The organism is uncultured Aquimarina sp. (assembly GCF_947495315.1).
GTDB lineage: Bacteria > Bacteroidota > Bacteroidia > Flavobacteriales > Flavobacteriaceae > Aquimarina.
Map to the genome: position 1 here is coordinate 123995 of NZ_CANLYD010000009.1, position 20536 is coordinate 144530.

Consider the following 20536-nt stretch of genomic DNA (forward strand, 5'->3'; position numbering starts at 1 on the left):
TTAAAAAAATATTTTACCAGCCTAAAAACAAGGATTAAGAAAGAAAACAGGTATTTATACCTATACCATATTTTCCCTGTTACACCTAACTTTGAGAAGCATGGCTTAACTAAAAATATAACACACGATTATGTCTGGTAAAAAGAAAAAAACTTCTCAATACGAACTGGTAAAAGAAATCCTTAATACACTACAAGGAAAAACAGTTCCCAGTTATCAAGGATTACATGCTTTTTGGTTAGATCCTAAAACTTTTATGACAGCTTTCTTATATGGACAACGACTGATTGCTCCAAAGAATGATTCAAATTCTAATCAGGAATCTGATGGGTGTTGTGGATCTAAAGATATATCTTCAGTACCCACTGTTGCCAAACAACCTGTTAAAAGTGGTGAAGGATGTTGTGGATCACAAAAAAGTTCTTCTGATACTGCTTCATTGGAGCCAGCGGTCTCTGCCGTACAGCAACCACCTACAACAACTTCTATAGGCGATTGCTGGCCATCAGGAGGTTCTGGTGGTGGAGGTGGAAGTAGCCCAACTCAAAAACGAAGTGATCAATCTGCAATTATTATAGGATTAAAAGGACACTATCCTTTTGATGGTAGTATATTTCCAAAACTATTGTGGGATGCCTCTGCCATAGCTTCTGCAGACCAAATACAAACTATTGCTAATTGGATCGATGCAGATTGTCCGCTTACCCTAGAAGAAGAACAGAAAAGCGCAGCAAAAGTATCAGAGGTTTCTACCAACAACTCGAGACTTGCATTGGCAAATGGAGAATTGCTTCATCAAGTATCTACCAACAAAACCAGCCAGGATCACCGAGATAATAAAGGTCTTACTATTAGAAAAGAAGTAAGTTCTCTAACACCTGAAGAATTAGCAACTTTTAGGGAAGCCCTGAACTGTATGTTTCAATATACAGACTTTTGGCAAGATGAAAGAAGCTTTGACTATTGGGCAAGAATTCATACAGATTCTTGTCAGCATGGATGGGAACAGTTTACTACCTGGCACAGATTATATCTATACTTTTTTGAGCAAAAATTACAAGATTATGATCAGAATATTGCATTGCCATATTGGTCTTGGTCCGATTATGCTGATCAAAATAAGAATACCTTTAACAACAAAGAATATGATCTGGGTGTCCTGCCAGAAGCCTATGGATGTTATCTAACCCAAAAAGGATTAGACAAACTCAAAGACAAAAAAACTTCTGAAGGCAAATCCATATTAAATAAGAAAGAAATTTCTGCTTTAGAAAAGATTGTAAAAAAGGGGACCGTATATAATTCAGGTTTGCGTTTTTTAAAAGCCGCTGGAATTCCTTACGAAATTATCAATGTTAATAATGTAGCTGTTTGGTCCAATAAAATAAGAGCTATTTATGATATTCTTAAAGAAACTAATCCATTGTGGTTTCCGAATAGATGGCCTGGATCTATGGGTCCACTATCACAATATCCAACCAAAAATGATATAAACTTGCTCCTTTCCATGGATAACTTTGGGGATTTTGGAGGAGGACCCTCTTATGACCATCATTATGGATCGTTAGAAAAAGTGCATAACGGCATGCATAATTTTTCTGGAGGGACCAATCCTACATATCCAGATAATAGCGATGAATGGAAAAAGATATACCAAAAACTAAAGCTCACTCCTGATCCCCAAAACCAGGAAAATCCTGTGTACGGGTGGATGACGGATAACAGAATAACAGCTTTTGACCCATTATTTTGGGCACACCATTCTAATGTAGACCGAATATGGGCACGATGGCAAGAATTACATACCGGAACTCCGCAGGAAATGAATGCTGTTTTGGCTCCTTGGTCCATGACCGTTCAGGATACCATGAGTATCCAAAAGTTAGGATATACGTACATGAGAGATTCTGTATTTTATGATGTATCTAGTAAAGTAGGACTGGTAAAATTTAATAGTGCGCCTACTAAAGTTTCAACAAATACATTAGATACACACCGCAAAGCTGAAATCAAAATTCATAGAGTCCAACGAGGAAATCTACAAAATGCACATATCAGAGTATTCTTAAACGCTCCTGACGCTTCTATGGATACCCCTACAAAAGGAAATGATCATTTTGTTGAGGAAATTTCCACGTTTCACGGAAGCTGTTATGGAGGCCCTGGACATTGTAATTTACCTCTGGATAAAACAAGACAATTTGATTTTAGACAATTACATCACCATGAACCCAGAAATTATAAAATTAACGCCACAGATGCAGTACAACGGATCTTGAATAATGGCGCAAAAGATATTACAATACAACTAGTAATTCTGGGTATTGATGGAAAACAGATAGACAACGCTGTATACATCGATGGTGTATCCTTAAACTTCATGGACTAAATTAAAGCAACACATAATGGACAATACATATACTACTTTTAAAATTCACCCAAGTATTGGAATCGCCAGACTTGGCAACACTGATGATGATTTCTACCTTACTCCAGAGCAACCTGGAACATTACCTATAGCTTGTGATGAAATGGGAAGAGAACAAAAAGACTCAAAAGGAAATCCAATCAGAGTAAGCTCTTTCAAAGACAGTAGTGATTTATCTAAAATCAAGAAACAAGCTGCTCGATTTAGAGTATTTGCATACAAAAACGAAGAAGATACTGAAGGTGAAGAGATCAAAGTTGGGGGCACTTATAATTTTGTATATCAAACTGCAGTTACAGCACCAAGAATGGTTCAGGGAAAAGTCACTGATATTGATTGGACTGTCCATTTGGCGAATAAAAAAGCCTCCTGGTATGAATTTCAGGAAACTGATGGAGAACACGGGTATGCTCCTAGTCATCCGCTTCGTAATCCTGAAATCACTCAACCCGATTTAAGAAGACAACTCATTATTGATCCAGGACCACTTACGGTAAACCTTAAAAACAACAAAGGTGCTTTTGCGAAATTTGGTTCAGAAAGTAAGAAGATGGATGTGAGTAAGTATAAAAAAGTATCGTATCCACAGACCTTTCCGCCTTCAGATATACAACCTAACGCTATTGAAACATTAGGGAATCTAATGGTTAATGAGCAGGAAAAAAATATCCGACTTATTGTATTGGGTGGAAATGGTAATTCTGGATCTACTACAACCCCTGTTATTGAAAGTTTTGTAAATAATGATGGTTGGTTTGATGATATCTCTGATGGACCCGTAACAGCTAAAATCGAATATACATTTACGGATATTACCTATGATGGCGATAAAGAAATAAAAACCAAAACTAAGGGAAAAATGGACGTACAGGTTCCTGCCTGGGTTGTAGTGGGATATCCAAGATACGTTCCTGAAATGGAAGATATGATCACTATGGATGAAAAGATGTATGATCTTTTTGTTCGTAAAATGGCATATGATCCACAAGTGTTTGGTGTACCTCCTTTCACAAAAGAAAACAACAGTCCCAAAACACAAGAAGAATTGGATATATGGAGAAATGAAGCACGATACAACCCTGATTATTATCCAAAATTTTATAAAGAATTATGGCCACAATTGCGAAGGCCGGATGACTTTAAATACACTTTTGTTTTTGACTTCTTTGGTGGAGGTGATCCTCATAATCGTGGTACTGGTGGAAATTTAAACTATGAAACCCTTTCTATCCCTCCAGAAAATGGAAAAGATCCGTATTACAGATTGAGACAATTTGTACTCGGAATTATGAGACAAACAAACCAGTTAAATGACTATGAAGTAGAGGGAAACTATAATTCCACTTCTAATAAACCACGTTTAATGCCTATGCTATGTGGTAACAATCCGATTAGTAATACGGCTCCTGAGAAGTTTCTTTCTATGACAGAAACCCAGTTGTTCTTTTTAAAGCAATGGGGCAACGGAAAATTTGTGAATGAGTGTACTGAATGGGGAGAAAGCAATAAAAAATGTACTAATCCATGGGTAAATCCTCCTACAACAGGTATTGGAATTGACAGAGGTGTATTGAGTAATGTACTAGGAGGCGCGTTTTGTCCTGGAGGAGAACTTTCGTGGATTGTTAATAATCCAGCTATCTATAGTGAACCATATAGAATTAAACATGCTACTTATATTGCTGGAGGGTTAAGTATTCCTCAACCAATTGCCAATACAGATGGTAGTACCGCTCCTAATCTTTCAGCAGGACTTGAACCAGGTGATTTGACAAAATATATTGGTATTCCCTGGCAAGCAGATTTTCACGAATGTACATTTCAGAATATTAATATCACTTATGAAAAATGGAACAACATTTATCCAGAATCAACCGGTGATCCAGTAGAGCAACAAATAGCATATAATATTCCTTGGTGGCCAGCTCACAGGCCTATTGTGGTTCCAGAATCTTTAAATGGATCACAAGTATATTGGGCATCAGGAATTCCTAATAATAAAGCTGGTGATCTGCAAATGGTACAAGCATGGAAAGACCTTGGATTTTTAATTGCAGAAGGTACCGGAATTACTAGGCAATTTTATCAAATAGAGCGAAATAATGACGCACTTGGTGATCCTGTAAAACCTGGAGATCGTGTATTAGGGCAAAGTTTTGGAGAGTCAAATAAAGAAAGTAACAACAATTAAATCATTATGAACACATCGACTAATTCAGTTCCCGAAATCCTTACCGGGATATGGACTTATAGAAGTTTTCTAAGCAATCCTGACTTAGATGTAGATTTTGATTCATTAGAATTCGGAAGAGGAAATATAAAAATAAGCGAAGCTCCTATGCAAACTCTGGATGGTCTGATATATGGTCCAGGATGGGAACTGAAACTAAGCGGTTCTATTGGATATGGAAATCCATTTACACTCCAATTTCAAGGAAAAGGAATTGTCGGTGGTGCAGAATGGATCTACAACTACTTAGGATATTATGTGCCAAATTGGATGAATGGTGTTGATCAGCGTCCTGCTATTGTTGGATCAATAGTAAGGGCTATTCCACATCCAACGGGCCCTAATGGAAAATCTACTGCTCCTGCAGGCGTAGTCGCGCAATGGATCGCCGTAAAACAAGATCCTAGCTAATGAAGAATAATCCATATACATATGACGTAGTTGTGATAGGTGGTGGCGTTGCAGGATGTGCTACCGCAATTGCTTTAAAAAATGAAGCTCCTGAACTTCGTATTGCAATTATCGAACGTAAACCATCTTTCAACCCTAATAACACTTGTGTATATCGAATAGGAGAGACACTACCTCCTAATGCTTCTCAGCAATTACAAAAATTGGGGATTTGGAGTTCTTTTCTAGAGTGTAATTTTATAACTGCCTATGGAACCTCTGCTGCTTGGGGATCCTCAGAATTATATCATAATGAATATATCTATTCCCCTTATGGATACGGATGGCACCTGGATCGAATCGCTTTTGATCAATTTATGATTAAAGAAGCACAAAAAAGAGGTATCCTCTTCTATTTCGAAAGCAGTATTACTTCATCAGAAAAGAAAACTAAGTATTGGTCTTTACAAGTCAATTATAAACAAGACATCCTATCTATAAACTCCAGTTTTGCGATAGATGCCACCGGTAAAAAAGCTGCATTCTCTAGTCTCCAGAAATCTACTAAGATTAAGAAAGACCAGATGGTTGGAGTTTATCGTTTTTATGTTTCAAAAGATCAACATAATGATACTACTGGAATAGGGAATGGAACTTGCGTCGAAACCGATCAAAATGGATGGTGGTATAGTGCTACATTACCCAATAAAACTATCGTAGTTGGCTATATGACTGATGCTGATATTGCAAATCAGTTACAACTTCGAAAAAAAGAAGCTTTTGACAATCTATTAAGCAGAACTAAACACACTAATAACCGAATAAAAAATACTACGCACATCTCGCAGCCTCAGGTAACAGCAGCTCATACGCAATATCTTAGCACTGTTACTGGCGATTCTTGGCTTGCGGTAGGTGATGCGGCTTCCAGCTATGACCCTATTTCGTCCTTAGGAATTTTTAAATCATTAACCATGAGTCAGTTTGCAGCTTATGCCACCTTAGATGATCTAAAAGGAGATCGATCCGGATTACAAAAATATCAGCAAATCATTACTCAGGATTATAAAGGATATCTGAAAAAGAGACAAGAATACTATGCCCAGGAAGATCGATATACTACATCGCTTTTTTGGAAAAGAAGACATGCTAATCAAAATTATAACTAGTAACCTTAAATTTTTTATACTATGAAACACACACTACAACTTTTCTACTCAAATTTGAATCAACTCGCGATGATTTTATGTATTTCGCTACTACTATTTTCTTGTGATGATAAGGTAACGATAGAAGGGAATAATGATAAAGCTGAAGTAACTATTAATGAGAATGATTATAAAAAAATTCCTTCTCCTGTTAAGTTTTCTGCAGACATTCCTGTAGACGTGGATCCTGTAATTCAAAAAAAACTGAAAGACAAAAAGAATATATTCAAGCTTAATGAGAAATTCAATGAATATAGCTGGCAAGCATTTATAGCTATTATGTGGCCCAGAGATGAAAAAGGAAAACCAACGGAGAAATTTACAGATAAAGGAGAACCTACATGGTTAAGTTGGAAAGAAGCCTTCCAGGTATATCGCAAGGATGGAAAAACGCCTGCTCCTTGGGGAAGCCCAAGAACTGCATCTGGATTAGGATTACACGATGATAAGATATCCGAAGATGCCAGATTAGTACTTTCTTCTGCTACACCTACACACCCTAAAAACTTTGATATCGCTGATGAAGTAGACCAGGCTTTTGCAGGAAAATTATTTGATCAAAACGGAAATGTGGTGGTGTATGAAGTGTTAATGAACAAAGAAGAGTTTGATTATATTGTTACCAATAAACTTTATAACAAAAATGGACAAACAAAATTTTCTGAAAGCGGTATTGCAAATTTTCCAAAAGGAGATTATAAAAACAATAAGCTGGGAGCAATAGAAATCAAATTTGCCTGGAAAATATTAGAAGATACTGACATTAAAGATCGGTACTATAGAGAAGAAGGATATATCATTGCCCCTGATGGGACTTCTTTAGTTAAAAAAGATTTAGGCATGATTGGTTTTCATATTAGTCAAAAAACGCCAACGGGAAAACAATGGGTATGGTCTACATTCGAACATATTGATAATCTAGATCAAAATGTTATTGAAAAAGATGGGAAGACAACGGTAACCCCTCCTTCACTAACAGATCCAAATTGTGAGATATGTCCAGTAAATGTAGATGTAACAAACGGTGGCACAACCTATACTCATAACAAAGGAGCACACGGAGATTTTTGGACCATTTCTAGTAGTAATACAGATAAATATTACGCTAATAGTGACGTAATGAAAACCCAGGCTAAACGTATGGTGGACATACCTGTTCGTGTACAACGAGTAAATGAAAAGATGCAAACCTATTTTAAACAGCAAAAAAGTGTTTGGCAGTATTATCAACTAATCGATACTCAATATCCATTAGATCAAAACGCTCTTCCAGGAAATCATACAGAGGCCGGATATAAAGTTCCAGAATCTGTTGTTAATAAACCTGGTGGAAACCCTAATCTGGCGTTACTAACCAATATCACTATGGAGACTTTTTTCCAGGGAGGAAACCAATCGGCATCCAATTTAATGGAAGCAAATCCTGTGAGTGATATTACTATTTTTGGTACAGAAAGCTGTATGGGTTGTCACTCTAGTGCTGGAATCTATGAATATAAAAACGGAAAAGTAACATCAGGAGACCAGTTAAGTGGAGATTTTAGCTGGCTGCTTGGCAAAGCACAATGGGAAGAAGGGAAGCCTAAAAAACCATCCAACTAACTGATTTACGATCACAATCAAGCGAGGTTTTTACAAAGCATCGTATTCACTTCGTTTTGATTGCTTTAAATAATATATCATTTTAACACCCCTTTTTTGCCTACAATCAAGTTTAATTATAAAACACAACAGCAAATGTATACTTCAAACAAAAACTCCTGTTCTTGTGCTACCAAAACTTCAAAAAAACAAGTTGGTAATCATACAAAGAAAATGAGCGCTCTGAATATACTATCTGCTGTTGTGTTTTTTCTATTCCCAAAATGTGCCTTCTGTTGGGCGGCTTATGCTTCGTTTTTTAGTTTTATAGGATTCGGACAACTGGAATACAACTCTAAATGGAAATATATTATTCTTACAACATTTCTTTTGGGTAGTATGATACTAATGTGGAAACATTATAAAAACAAATCCTGGATTAATGTCCTACTATATACTTCAGGGCTTTCTATTTTACTGATCGCCTATTATCTTAACTATAGTCAGACTTGGTGGTTATATATAGTTGCTTTCCTGATGGTTTTAAGTAATTTCCATTTACAAAAAAAACAGATACTAACCCATCATTAATATTTATTAAATAGTAGTCTACAAAAAACATATAGTATTGTATATTTATACAAAAAGTACTTTATATGTCATCCCAATCCCGTCTGGATCGCGCTTATAAGAATGCAAAAGTCATTTCTTTTGATGACAGTTCTAAATTTATCTTGTTTAGTGATTGCCATAGAGGTGATAATAGTTTTGCAGATGATTTTGCGAATAATCGAAATATCTACTTCCACGCGTTGACACATTATTATAATGAAGGATTTACCTATTGTGAATTAGGAGATGGTGATGAACTATGGGAAAACCTAAATTTTGAAACTATTCTTAGAGCACATAAAAATGTATTCGAATTACTTCAAAAATTCTTTTTCGAAAATAGACTAGAAATGATATGGGGAAATCATGATATGGTTTATCGAGATCAAAAGTATGTAAAAAAGCATTTAAGCACTTATTTTGATCAAAAAACAAATCAAGAGACTCCTCTTTTTCCTGAAATACAATTTCAGGAAGCAATTATACTAAAACATCAGGATTCCAAGCAAGATATATTTCTTTTACACGGCCATCAAGCAGATTTTATGAACTATGTAGGATGGAGAATTAATAGATTCCTGGTTCGTGTTTTGTGGAAGCCTCTTCAGGTTGTAGGAATCGCTGATCCAACCAGTCCTGCTAAAAATTACAAAGAAACTATTAAAGTAGAGCGAAGAATTAAAAAATGGATTGCTAATCATGAAAATCAATTTACTATTATAGGTCACACCCATCGCCCTCGTTTTCCTGAAGCTGGTGAATTAGCACTTTTTAACGATGGAAGTTGTGTACATCCAAGGTCAATTACCGGAATTGAAATCGAAAATGGAAGTATCACTTTAATCAAATGGCAAATCGCTACTACAGAAGATGGAACTCTCAAAATTATTAGAGTACCTCTGGAGGGACCTCAAAAATTGACCGATTTCATTACTGATTAATATTGTATTCGTATGGAAAACATTAATCAAGTACTAGAACAAATTCCGATCCGGCACGATTTTGTCTCCTATTTTATTAGCCTAGGTATTTTTATTGGATTGTTAGTAAGCTTTGTTCTCTTACTTCGTACTTCTAATAAAAATAATGCCTTCAGAATCTATGGTTGGTCATTATTAATCCAATCTATCATTGCTACAGATGTTTTCTTATGCTATACTGGTCTAATAAAATATATACCTCATTTTAATGATAGTACAGAACCGTTAGTACTACTTCTGGCTCCATCAATATACCTTTTTGTATATACGCTACTTACACGAAAATCAATCACTTTAAAAAAGCACTGGATTCATTTAGTACCATCTGTTTTATATTTCTTATCGCAAATACAATATTATCTTCAACCAATATCTGTTAAGATTAATGCTTACCTAGGAGCTTATTACAATGACATAGAAAAAGTGATAATTCCTAAAGACACTGATTATAGTTACTTATGGATTAAAGATGAATTTAGATGGTTGATTTTAGCGAGTTTCGTTTTTTACATCATTTTATCAATGCGTCTTATTCTAATAAACAGAACTAAAAAGAAAATCTTGAGCGCTGAAAATACAAGTATCAATAAATTCGATTTCTCTAAAAACATCTCTCTCGGGCTTCTTGCTTTTTTCTTGCTCATATTTATCGTGTATATAAATTTTGAAGATGATGGTGGAGATCATTTTATATTCATTTTTAATACAATTATAGTTAGTATTACCAGCGTCATATTATTGTCAGAATCTCGTTTTTTTGAAAATTCCTGGATTGCTGATAAATACGAAACTTCAAGATTTAAGAGTCAGGAAATTTCAATTGATGATATCAAGCAATTTGTGGAGAAGAACAAATTTTATCTACTGAGTTCTGCTTCCTTAAAAAGTTTGGCCGAAGAGCTAAACTCAAACTCCAATTATATCTCTCAGGTAATTAATACATACACTGGTCTTAATTTTAATGATTTTATCAATCAATATAGAATTGAAGCATCTAAGAAACGTTTAACAGATTCGGAATACAGTCACCTTACCATCGAAGCGATTGGGAATTCTGTAGGATTTAAATCAAAATCTGCATTTTACAATGCATTCAAAAAACACGTAGCGATATCTCCCAAAGCATTTGTCACACTTCAAAAAACTGACTAATACATATTAGAAGACGTCCAAAATTATAATTCTACACATAATTTGCTTCATTTCCTATCCAATTAGAAGAGAAATATTTCACTTTTGAGGAAACAAATTTTTCAAAAATTATGGATAAAAAGATTCGTCGTTACGATTTAGATTGGCTACGTGTTATTGTATTTGGATTACTCATTTTTTATCATGTAGGAATGTTTTTTGTTCCTTGGGGATGGCATATTAAAAACAACGTGATTTACGATTGGATTCGTTGGCCAATGCTCTTTTTAAATCAATGGCGTTTACCAATTCTGTTTGTTATATCGGGTATGGGTACATTTTATGCACTGTCTTATCGAAATCTTTGGCAATTTAATCTAGAACGAATTAAAAGGCTATTGATTCCTTTATTATTTGGTATGCTATTTATTGTTCCTCCGCAGATTTATTTTGAGAGATTAGTAACTAATCAATTCAGCGGATCTTATGTTGAGTATTTAACAACTGAAGCTTTTATAGGAGTATACCCTGAGGGAAACATCAGCTGGCATCATCTATGGTTTCTACCCTATTTATTAGTGTTTTCTATTATTCTTTCTCCTGTATTCATCAAAATTAAAAGAAATGCACCAGGATTTATTAATTGGATCCAACAAAAGATTCAAAAACCGTATGGATTATATCTATTTATTATACCATTATACTTTTTCGAAGTATTGGTTGAACCTTTTTTTCCTACAACACACGCTTTAATAGATGATTGGTTCAATTTTACTAATTCTTTGGCATTCTTCCTTTTTGGTTTTATACTTATCTCTTCTGGCGAAACATTCTGGAAAAGTCTTGATCTTATAAAGTCTAAAGCATTAATCATCGGAATTTTTGCCTTTTCTATTCAGCTTTTTATATGGATACAAGGCCAAGATAGCCTTCTTATTCATTGTTCTGAGGCACTAATTAAGGTTATGAATCTATGGTCTTGGATTTTGGTTATTTTAGGATATGGAGCTAAATTTTTAAATACAAAAAGTGATCTACTTGTCTATTGCAATAGAGCTGTCTATCCGTTTTATATTTTGCATCAAACGATCACGATAACCATTGGATATTATATCATGAATCTCAATTGGGGATTTTTGCCAAAATTCATGTTGTTAACTATAGGTACTTTTGGAATTAGTTGGGTGATCTATCACTGGGTTATTTTAAAGATTCCGGTATTGCATCCTTTCTTTGGTTTAAAAAAACCATATGCTCAAGAAAAAGATTCTTCTTGAGCATATGATTTACAAAAATTTAATAAAATTATATTATTCGATGTTTAACACCTCTTCAATTTGAGGAGCATACTTCTTGATTGTCATCTCCACTCCTGATTTTAGTGTCATTTGATTTACACTACAACCTACACAAGCACCTTCAAGTTGTACCTTGACTCTCTTATCATCTTCTATGCCTACCAGTGAAATATTTCCTCCATCACTTTCTAAGAAAGGACGAATTTCATCTAGTGCTTTTTCTACATTAATTCTTAATTCTTCAGAAGTCATTTTTTATTTTTTTATAGCAGAACATCCTGCCATTGTTGTTATCTTAATCGCTTCAGTAGGCGGTAGGTTTTCATTTCTGGCTACAACCTCTTGCACAACATTCCTTGTCAATTCTTCAAAAGCTTTTTCTATAGGAGTTGCCGTTTGCAATGCAGCAGGTCTACCTATATCTCCCGCTTCGCGTATACTTTGCACTAAAGGTATTTCTCCTAAAAACGGAACATCAATATCTTCCGCAAGATGTTTAGCGCCTTCTTTACCAAAGATATAATATTTATTGTTAGGAAGTTCTTCTGGAGTAAAATATGCCATATTTTCTATGATCCCAAGAACAGGCACGCTAATACTATCTTGTTGAAACATTGCTACTCCTTTTCTGGCATCAGCAAGTGCTACATTCTGAGGTGTACTAACAACAACAGCTCCTGTAATCGGTAAAGATTGCATAATCGATAAATGAATATCACCCGTTCCTGGCGGTAAATCCAATAGTAAGAAATCTAATTCTCCCCAAGCTGCATCAAAAATCATCTGATTTAATGCTTTGGCAGCCATAGGACCTCTCCATACTACTGCTTGGTTAGGTTGCGTAAAAAATCCTATGGACAATATTTTTACCCCATAATTTTCAACGGGTTTCATTTTAGACTTATCTCCTACTTTAACAGATAATGGCCTTTCTCTTTCTACATCAAACATAATCGGTGCAGAAGGCCCATAGATATCTGCATCTAATAACCCAACACTAAAGCCCATTTTGGCCAAGGTAACTGCTAGATTAGAGGTCACAGTAGATTTACCAACTCCTCCTTTACCTGATGCAACAGCAATAATATTTTTAATTCCAGGAATCGGCTTCCCTTTAATAACATTTTTTTCAGGTTGTTTAGCTGCAGGAGCTTCTACTTTGACATTCACTTTTATTTTGGCCTTTTCATATACTTTATCATGAATAGCTTTCATTACATCAACTTCTGCTCTCTTTTTGATATGTAATGCAGGTGTAGATAACTCTAAATCAACAATCACTTCATCTCCAAATGTGATTACATTTTTTACAGCACCGCTCTCTACCATATTCTTTCCTTCTCCAGCAACCGTAATAGTCTCTAGCGCTTTTAATATATCTGATTTTTCTAACTTCATGAGTATTATTTCTTTTTCTAAAAATGAATCAATCTAGAATGATTCTAAACGCAAAGATAGCTCGAAAAGTTAAGATTATAAAGCCTATAAATTGAAATGATTTATAGCTATATCGGAGGTAATGATAACACATTTTAAAAAATGGTATAATTCGTGTTAATTCCCTATTCAAAATTCCACACAATCATATTATGAGACACATATTATTTATTTTATTCTTATCCTTTTTTACGTATCAAGGGAATAGTCAAGGGAAACTAGAAAAAGCAGAAAAAAGTTTATCAAAAAAGGAAGGGGGGAGTAGTTCTCAGTCAAGATATAATAATAGCTCTTCTGACTCAGAAAATAGCTTTGTTGCAGATACCTTCGGTGAGTTGTTTGTAAGTATATTTTGGGGCATAACATATGGGCTAGTATTCGAAACACCTATTGAAAAAGAGCACCTTGCTAACGATGCTTCTATTACCAAATACCCTTACTACAATAAAACAAAAGGAAATTACTCTTATGAATGGGGTGACGACACCGAAGTTTTTAGAACAACAATATCAAATAGATTTATTGCCGAAAATGGTAAATTGTATGGGAATCATCTAAATGGAGAAATTTGGTTTTTAAAACGAATCAGCCTCGAAGGTGACTACCTTCAGTTATGGGAGGAAAATACTAATTTTGGAGATAATTCCCTTGCGATGTATACAGCATTGGCTAAATATCACCGGGTAAGAACTGAGCGATTTAATGCATGGTGGGGTATAGGAGCTGCCTATGTGGATGGAGAAGTGGATGAATTAGGTTTTACTTATGGTCTAGGTGCTGAACTTTTTTTTGCGAAACCATTGAGTGTAGAAGCTGTCTTTAATCAAACCTTTATCAATAATCGGACAGTTAATAAGTTTACTGGATCATTAAATTATCATGTGGATCGTTATAAGATATCTGGTGGATATGAGCATCTTAAGATTGGGAATCAGGATTTTTCTATGTTTTCTATTGGTGTCGGTATTTCTTTTTAACACGATTTATGCATTATAAGGGCGTCCGGGCGTGCTATTCGCTATATCTTTTTTGTTTGCTTGCTTCGCTAAGCTACGCATGACAACAAAAAAGGATGAAGCCTGTCCTGAGCCTCCTCCATAGGCAGACAGGTATCGAAGGGTTACTATCCCTGATGCAGTTTTTACTATTATTTGTAAATTTTTCAAAAATTAGGAAATAATAGGATAAATCGTATATTTGATGATATTTGTAAATTTTTCAAAAATTAGGAAATATGATTGAAAAAGCACCTGAATTTAAGCTTAATAAAAACCAATTAGATGCGCTAATCGCGTCCCAATCACATGCCATTTTTGATACAATTAATAAGATTGAAAATGAATACTTGTTTTGGGACAAAGTAAAATATCTGAAAGCCGGAAACTGGAAAAATGAAAAAATTTGGTTCAATATTAAATATAAAAGACTGCTTAATGCTCGTTTATTTTCTATAGAAAATATAAGTTATACATTCAATATTAATAATAGCTTACAGAAAAAACTTCACTATTTAGATCATAACTTTGGTGCTGGATTGCAAAAAGAGCAATTACTTTCGGAATTAGATAAACAGCAATATCTAAATAATGCATTGATGGAAGAGTCTATCTTTTCTTCTATGATAGAAGGTGCAACTACCACAAGAGTAAAGGCAAAAGACATGCTTCGAAAAAATAAAAGTCCAAAAAACAAATCGGAGCAAATGATTCTGAATAACTATGAAACTATTCAATATATCAGTGATCATAAAACCGATGATATTTCAGTAGAAAAACTCTATCAAATCCACCGTTTAGTTACTAAAAACACGCTTGAAGAAAAAAAAGTAGGTGTTTTTAGGAATAATAATGAAATACATGTGATGAATGAAATTACAGGAGAAATCGTACACACCCCACCCGATTTCAAATTGCTTACTAGGTTAATGGAGTCGTTTTGTGATTTCTTTAATAATAATCCAAAAGATAGTTTTATTCACCCTATTGTGAAAGCAAGTATATTACATTTTTTGATAGGTTATATTCATCCTTTTGTTGATGGTAATGGTAGAACTGCTCGTGCAATATTTTATTGGTATTTACTTAAGGAAGGATATTGGTTAGCAGAATATCTTTCTATATCAAGAGTAATCATGAAAACTAAAGTCCAGTATGAAAAGGCATATATCTATACTGAAATAGATGATATGGATGTAACTTATTTTATCCATTATCAACTAAAAGTACTTACACAAGCCTTTGAGGATTTGAAAAAATACGTTTCCAAAAAGAAAAAAGAAGAAGATAAATTATCCATTTTCTATAGGGAATCAAATATCAATGAAAGACAAGCACAACTTTTGTTTTGGATAAAAGAGAATGAAAATCGGCATTTTTCTGTTAAAGAAATAGAAAACATATTTTCTGTAACTAATCAAACTGCCAGAACTGACTTAGAAAGCTTAGTAGAAAAAGATATTCTAAAGAAAATTTATATCAATAAAAAAACATCAAATTATTGGAAAGGAGATCACTTTGATAAGAAATTTTCATAATTCCTTCATTGGATCCCAAAACAATTTTTCAAAATCTTGTATTTGATTATCTATTACTTCAACACCTTCATTTTCTAGTAGTTGTTGCATTAAATTTGTGCCATCAAAATGGTGTTTCCCGGTGAGGATTCCTTTTCTATTTACCACTCTATGCGCAGGTACATCTTCTTGTTTACCAGAAGCGTTCATAGCCCAACCAACCATTCGGGCACTTCTTGCTGCACCCAGATATTTAGCAATTGCTCCATAGGAAGTAATTCTACCATATGGAATTAGTCTTGCTACTTCATAAACTCGATCAAAGAAATTTTCGTTTGTATTCTTATCCTTCATCCCAGGTATAAATTATTCTAGCCAAAGTTAACATTACTAAAATCAACATTAATATCCCCATAAAATAGTTAGAATATTTAGTTATTGATGCGGTTTTCTTTTCGATCTTAAGAAAAGAAAATACGTAAAAATACAAGGTTACAAAAGTCCCGATTCCGGCAGCAACACCAAATATTACAATCCTTAATGCATCATATTCTATTTTTCCACTTACACTCATAGCCGCAGCAATCGTACAGAAATAAGGTATAGGTAGTACATTGATCGCGGACATCATCATTCCTTTAAAGAGGCTACGCGAACCTGCGTGTTTATATACCTTAATTTTGGTCCTTCTTTGTTTTGCTTTAACAAAAAAGTAAATAGCCATTAGAAAAAATATAACTGCTCCAGTTCTGAGCAGTATATTTTTCACATAAGGATTAAAAAATATATATTTTGCCAGTAAAATAGCGAATAATGCTTGGATAAAAACAACAACCGAAGCTCCAATTGCTACTAAGATTCCATTTTTCTTTCCTCTTTCCAAACAAGTCTTAGCAACAGTCATATTAATCAACCCTGGAGGAATTACTCCAACTAAGGATGCAAAAAATGTTACGAGAAAGAGTTTAGTTGTTTCCAAATCGATGACGCAATTAGGTAATTTTAAACTGGATGTAAGTTATAGGTTTATTTTTTTCTAAGTATTGTTTTTCATAAAAAGTCTGTATAGTTGTTACCTCCTCAGGTGAACCTTCTTGATGATACACATTATGGTTAGCATATAGTACCTCATGTCCTTCTCCGTGTAACAATCCTAATGTATACCCATGCATAAATTCACTATCTGTTTTAAGATGCATGATACCATCTAGTTTGAGAACTTTCTTATAACGTTGCAAGAACTCATGGTTAGTCATTCTATGCTTTGTTCGCTTATACTTTATTTGAGGATCCGGAAATGTTATCCATATCTCATCAATTTCGTTTGTATCGAATATATGATCTACTAATTCTATTTGAGTTCGAATAAAGCCCACATTGTTCATTTCTTTTTCTATGGCCGTCTTAGCACCACGCCAGAAACGAGCTCCCTTGATATCTATTCCTATAAAATTCTTGTCAGGATACTTTTCTGCTAATCCTACAGTATATTCACCCTTACCGCATCCTAATTCCAACACAATTGGATTTTCATTCTTAAAGAACTTCTCTCTCCATTTTCCTTTATACCCTAAAGAATTGTTCAATACCTCTTCTCGCGTAGGTTCTACTACATTCTGAAAAGTTTTGTTTTCATTAAAACGTTTTAATTTATTCTTGCTTCCCACCTATTTATCTACTTCTATATCTATTTGACTCTATAACTCATTTTATGTTACATCCAGGGCTACAATTCTCAGCTCCAAAATATAACTACTACATAGATCCCGTTCTACAACGAGATTCGTTCAACTAGTATATTCAATGCGTTTCACTTTTGAAAATACAGGTTCACTAACCTAAACATAATTTTTTGGTAAAATTAAGGAAATATATACTTAGAAGAATACTATTAATTTTAAAAATAAGACAATGTGTTTTTTGAATAATTAACTTACAAAACAACTGATTTTGAGCAAAAAAGTACTTGTAGCGCCACTTAATTGGGGATTGGGTCATGCGACTCGTTGTATTCCAATAATAAATGCCTTGATTGATGAAGGTTTAGAGCCTGTTATAGCTTCGGATGGAGCGGCACTTGCTTTATTAAAAAAGGAATTTCCTGATTTAAAATCAGAAGAAATTCCTTCCTATAACATAGAGTATTCCAAAAAAGCTAGCAATTTTAAGTTTAAAATGCTCTTAAACAGTCCTAAAATAGCACACGCTATTACTACTGAAAAAAAAGTGACAAAACGTATTATAGAGTCTGATGATTTTTATGGTATTATCTCTGATAACAGAATGGGAGTCAGACACAAAAGCGTACCTTCTGTATTCATTACACATCAGCTCACGGTTCTTAGTGGTAAAACAACCTCGATTAGCACAAAAATTCATAACAAATACATCAAGAAATTTGATGTCTGCTGGGTACCGGATATGGCTGATGACCCCAGTCTAAGCGGTGAACTTGGGCATCCCAAAAGAAGCAATATTCCTGTTACGTATCTTGGACCTTTAAGCAGGTTTACCTATCAAAATTTACCAAAAAAGTATGATATCATGGTATTGTTATCCGGTCCAGAACCGCAGCGATCTTTATTAGAGCAAAAGTTATTTCAAGAATTCGAGCGTAGCGATAAAAAAATAGTTTTTGTTAGAGGTATTATTGAGGAAAATCAGAAGACTTACATTAAAAATAATATTACTATACACAACTACCTAACTGGTTTAACATTGCAAAATACAATTAACAGCAGTAACATAATCATTTCGAGATCGGGATACACTACAGTTATGGATCTAGCTAAATTGAAGAAAAGAGCATTTTTCATACCAACTCCTGGACAATTTGAGCAAGAATATCTCGCTGAACGCCTTACTTCGAATAAGCTTGTTCCTAGCTGTAAACAAAATGAATTTACGCTGAAAAAGTTATACGATCTAAATGCTTACAAAGGATTAAGTAGTTTTAGTACCGACATCGACTACGGGGAACTTTTTCACTTTTTCCAAAGTAAATGAAAATTCACTTCCTATTCGATAATCACTTTCGACATAGATACGTTCGTGGTGTGCTTCAATAATATGCTTAACAATAGCTAATCCAAGTCCGGAACCTCCTTCTTTACGTGATCCACTTTTGTCAACTCTATAAAAACGTTCGAATAATCTAGGGATATGTGCTTGTGCAATACCTTCTCCATTATCAGTAACTCTAACAATGACCTTATTTCGAATTAAATTCTCTATACTAACCTCTGTGGTACCATCTTCTTTTCCGTACTTAATAGAATTAACTATCAAGTTAGATAATACTTGCTGAATTCTCTCTTTATCTGCGTGGACAATAACAGGTTCCTGATAGTTCATATCAAAAGTTAGCGCTATATTCTTTTTTGACGCTTTCATTTCGAATAAATCAAAGACACTCTGTACCAGTTCTATAATATCAAAATTGGTGTAATTTAGATTCAGATCACCTACTTCTAGTTTAGTAATCATGTCAAGATCTTTAACTATATAAATAAGACGCTCTACTCCCTTATTGGCTCGATTAAGATATTTATCAAGAATTGCAGGGTCGTCCATTGCCCCGTCCAGAAGTGTTAATATATATCCTTGTACCGTAAACAATGGTGTTTTTAACTCATGAGAAACATTTCCCATAAATTCTTTACGATAATCTTCTCTGATTTTTAAGGTTTCTATTTCAGTCTTTCGTTTCTGTGCAAATTTTTCAACTTCCTTAATCAAAGTTTTCATATCTGTAGTCACAGGACTTTCTCCGACAGTATCAACATCCAACATTTCGATATCGTCATAGATTTTTCGAACTCGGCGATAAATAAATTTTTGAACCCTGTATTGTATAATCAAAAAACAGCTTGCATAACAGATAATTAAAAAAAATGCTACGAATAGAAAATTGAATTGACCTTGAACGTACAAAAAAACGCTCATTAAGAGCGTTAGTAATAATGTTATGTATAAAGACGACAGGTAAGCAAACCTATACGATCTCTTAAAATTTTCTGCCATTTTATATTACAAACTTATAGCCGACTCCTTTGATGGTTTTGAAACTATCATCACCTAATTTTTCTCTTAGCTTTCGGATGTGCACATCAATGGTACGTCCACCAACAATAACTTCATTCCCCCAAACTTTGTCCAAGATATCTTCTCTTTTAAAGACCTTACCAGGCTTTGAGGCCAATAAAGATAATAATTCAAATTCTTTCCTAGGTAATATAATCTCTTTTTTATCCTTAATGATCTTATATTCATCCCTGTTAATAACAAGGTTTCCGATCTTTACTACATTATCAGATGAATCATCTTCTTTTAACCTACGAAGTAACGCTTTTACTTTACTTACCAATACTTTCGGACGAATGGGTTTTGTAATATAATCATCCGCACCGGCATCAAAACCTGCTACTTGTGAGTAATCTTCTCCACGTGCGGTTAAAAAGGTGATAATTGTATTTTGTAAATCCGGTATTTTACGAATCTGTTCACAAGCTTCGATACCATCCATCTCCGGCATCATTACATCAAGTATGATCAAATGCGGGTTTTTCTTTTTAGCAATTTTAACAGCCTCGTTACCATTCTCAGCTGTTAAGACATTATAGCCTTCTGCAGTTAGATTATAGCCTACAATTTCTAAAATATCCGGCTCATCATCTACTAGTAAAATCGTAATATCCTTTTTGTTCATTTCTTTATTGAATTACATCAC

At 34.3% G+C, this 20536-nt stretch carries 19 protein-coding genes; 12 read left to right on the top strand and 7 right to left on the bottom strand.

Annotated features, from left to right (window positions below; translation table 11 throughout):
* Window positions 1-130 precede the first annotated feature (130 nt).
* The 9 genes from Q0910_RS16470 (at window position 131) to Q0910_RS16510 (ending at window position 11837) form a co-directional block, all read left to right on the top strand.
* On the top strand, window positions 131-2389 hold the full coding sequence (locus tag Q0910_RS16470) for a tyrosinase family protein (RefSeq protein ID WP_299218792.1): 2259 nt from the start codon (window positions 131-133) through the stop codon (window positions 2387-2389).
* A gap of 16 nt (window positions 2390-2405) precedes the next feature.
* Window positions 2406-4619: a LodA/GoxA family CTQ-dependent oxidase gene (locus tag Q0910_RS16475; protein WP_299218794.1), complete on the top strand. Its 2214-nt coding sequence runs from the start codon at window positions 2406-2408 to the stop codon at window positions 4617-4619.
* 6 nt (window positions 4620-4625) lie between these two features.
* Window positions 4626-5069 (top strand): hypothetical protein, encoded by a 444-nt coding sequence (locus Q0910_RS16480; RefSeq protein ID WP_299218796.1) that lies wholly within the window; start codon window positions 4626-4628, stop codon window positions 5067-5069.
* A complete protein-coding gene (locus Q0910_RS16485; RefSeq protein WP_299218798.1) occupies window positions 5069-6217 on the top strand; it encodes a tryptophan 7-halogenase in 1149 nt (382 codons plus the stop codon). The genes Q0910_RS16480 and Q0910_RS16485 overlap by 1 nt, the downstream gene beginning before the upstream one ends.
* A 21-nt stretch (window positions 6218-6238) precedes the next feature.
* Window positions 6239-7858, top strand: a complete 1620-nt coding sequence (locus tag Q0910_RS16490; protein ID WP_299218801.1) for a hypothetical protein — start codon at window positions 6239-6241, stop codon at window positions 7856-7858.
* Between the two features lie 135 nt (window positions 7859-7993).
* Window positions 7994-8428, top strand: a complete 435-nt coding sequence (locus Q0910_RS16495) for a hypothetical protein (protein ID WP_299218802.1) — start codon at window positions 7994-7996, stop codon at window positions 8426-8428.
* A gap of 65 nt (window positions 8429-8493) precedes the next feature.
* Window positions 8494-9390 carry a metallophosphoesterase family protein gene (locus Q0910_RS16500; RefSeq protein WP_299218804.1) on the top strand — a complete coding sequence of 299 codons (897 nt, stop codon included), beginning with the start codon at window positions 8494-8496 and terminating at the stop codon, window positions 9388-9390.
* A 12-nt stretch (window positions 9391-9402) separates the two neighbouring features.
* On the top strand, window positions 9403-10581 hold the full coding sequence (locus tag Q0910_RS16505) for a helix-turn-helix domain-containing protein (RefSeq protein WP_299218806.1): 1179 nt from the start codon (window positions 9403-9405) through the stop codon (window positions 10579-10581).
* A 110-nt stretch (window positions 10582-10691) separates the two neighbouring features.
* Window positions 10692-11837 carry an acyltransferase family protein gene (locus Q0910_RS16510; protein ID WP_299218808.1) on the top strand — a complete coding sequence of 382 codons (1146 nt, stop codon included), beginning with the start codon at window positions 10692-10694 and terminating at the stop codon, window positions 11835-11837.
* A 33-nt stretch (window positions 11838-11870) separates the two neighbouring features.
* On the opposite strand, the gene Q0910_RS16515 is transcribed toward Q0910_RS16510, so the two are convergent.
* Window positions 11871-12110: a NifU family protein gene (locus Q0910_RS16515; protein WP_299218812.1), complete on the bottom strand. Its 240-nt coding sequence runs from the start codon at window positions 12108-12110 to the stop codon at window positions 11871-11873.
* Between the two features lie 3 nt (window positions 12111-12113).
* Entirely contained in the window at window positions 12114-13256 is a 1143-nt protein-coding gene (locus Q0910_RS16520; RefSeq protein WP_299218815.1) for an Mrp/NBP35 family ATP-binding protein, read from the bottom strand.
* Between the two features lie 191 nt (window positions 13257-13447).
* On the opposite strand from Q0910_RS16520, the gene Q0910_RS16525 reads away from it, so the two are divergent.
* Window positions 13448-14272 carry a hypothetical protein gene (locus Q0910_RS16525; protein ID WP_299218819.1) on the top strand — a complete coding sequence of 275 codons (825 nt, stop codon included), beginning with the start codon at window positions 13448-13450 and terminating at the stop codon, window positions 14270-14272.
* Window positions 14273-14529: 257 nt separating this feature from the next.
* Window positions 14530-15828, top strand: a complete 1299-nt coding sequence (locus Q0910_RS16530) for a Fic family protein (RefSeq protein WP_299218823.1) — start codon at window positions 14530-14532, stop codon at window positions 15826-15828.
* Here the strand turns inward: Q0910_RS16530 and Q0910_RS16535 are convergent.
* Genes Q0910_RS16535 through trmB form a run of 3 tightly spaced genes read right to left on the bottom strand, consistent with a single transcriptional unit; the run spans window position 15823 to window position 17474 of the window.
* Window positions 15823-16161, bottom strand: a complete 339-nt coding sequence (locus Q0910_RS16535) for an MGMT family protein (protein ID WP_299218826.1) — start codon at window positions 16159-16161, stop codon at window positions 15823-15825. The two genes, Q0910_RS16530 and Q0910_RS16535, sit on opposite strands and share 6 nt — an antisense overlap.
* Window positions 16151-16786 (bottom strand): LysE family transporter, encoded by a 636-nt coding sequence (locus tag Q0910_RS16540; RefSeq protein ID WP_299218830.1) that lies wholly within the window; start codon window positions 16784-16786, stop codon window positions 16151-16153. The genes Q0910_RS16535 and Q0910_RS16540 overlap by 11 nt, the downstream gene beginning before the upstream one ends.
* 13 nt (window positions 16787-16799) lie before the next feature.
* Window positions 16800-17474 (bottom strand): tRNA (guanosine(46)-N7)-methyltransferase TrmB, encoded by a 675-nt coding sequence (gene trmB / locus Q0910_RS16545; RefSeq protein ID WP_299218834.1) that lies wholly within the window; start codon window positions 17472-17474, stop codon window positions 16800-16802.
* Between the two features lie 283 nt (window positions 17475-17757).
* On the opposite strand from trmB, the gene Q0910_RS16550 reads away from it, so the two are divergent.
* A complete protein-coding gene (locus Q0910_RS16550) occupies window positions 17758-18813 on the top strand; it encodes a glycosyltransferase (protein WP_366142672.1) in 1056 nt (351 codons plus the stop codon).
* On the opposite strand, the gene Q0910_RS16555 is transcribed toward Q0910_RS16550, so the two are convergent.
* Window positions 18751-19830, bottom strand: coding sequence for an ATP-binding protein (locus Q0910_RS16555; RefSeq protein ID WP_299218838.1), 1080 nt, complete (start codon window positions 19828-19830; stop codon window positions 18751-18753). The genes Q0910_RS16550 and Q0910_RS16555 overlap by 63 nt on opposite strands.
* Before the next feature lies 1 nt (window position 19831).
* Entirely contained in the window at window positions 19832-20515 is a 684-nt protein-coding gene (locus tag Q0910_RS16560; protein ID WP_299218841.1) for a response regulator transcription factor, read from the bottom strand.
* Between the last annotated feature and the right edge of the window lie 21 nt (window positions 20516-20536).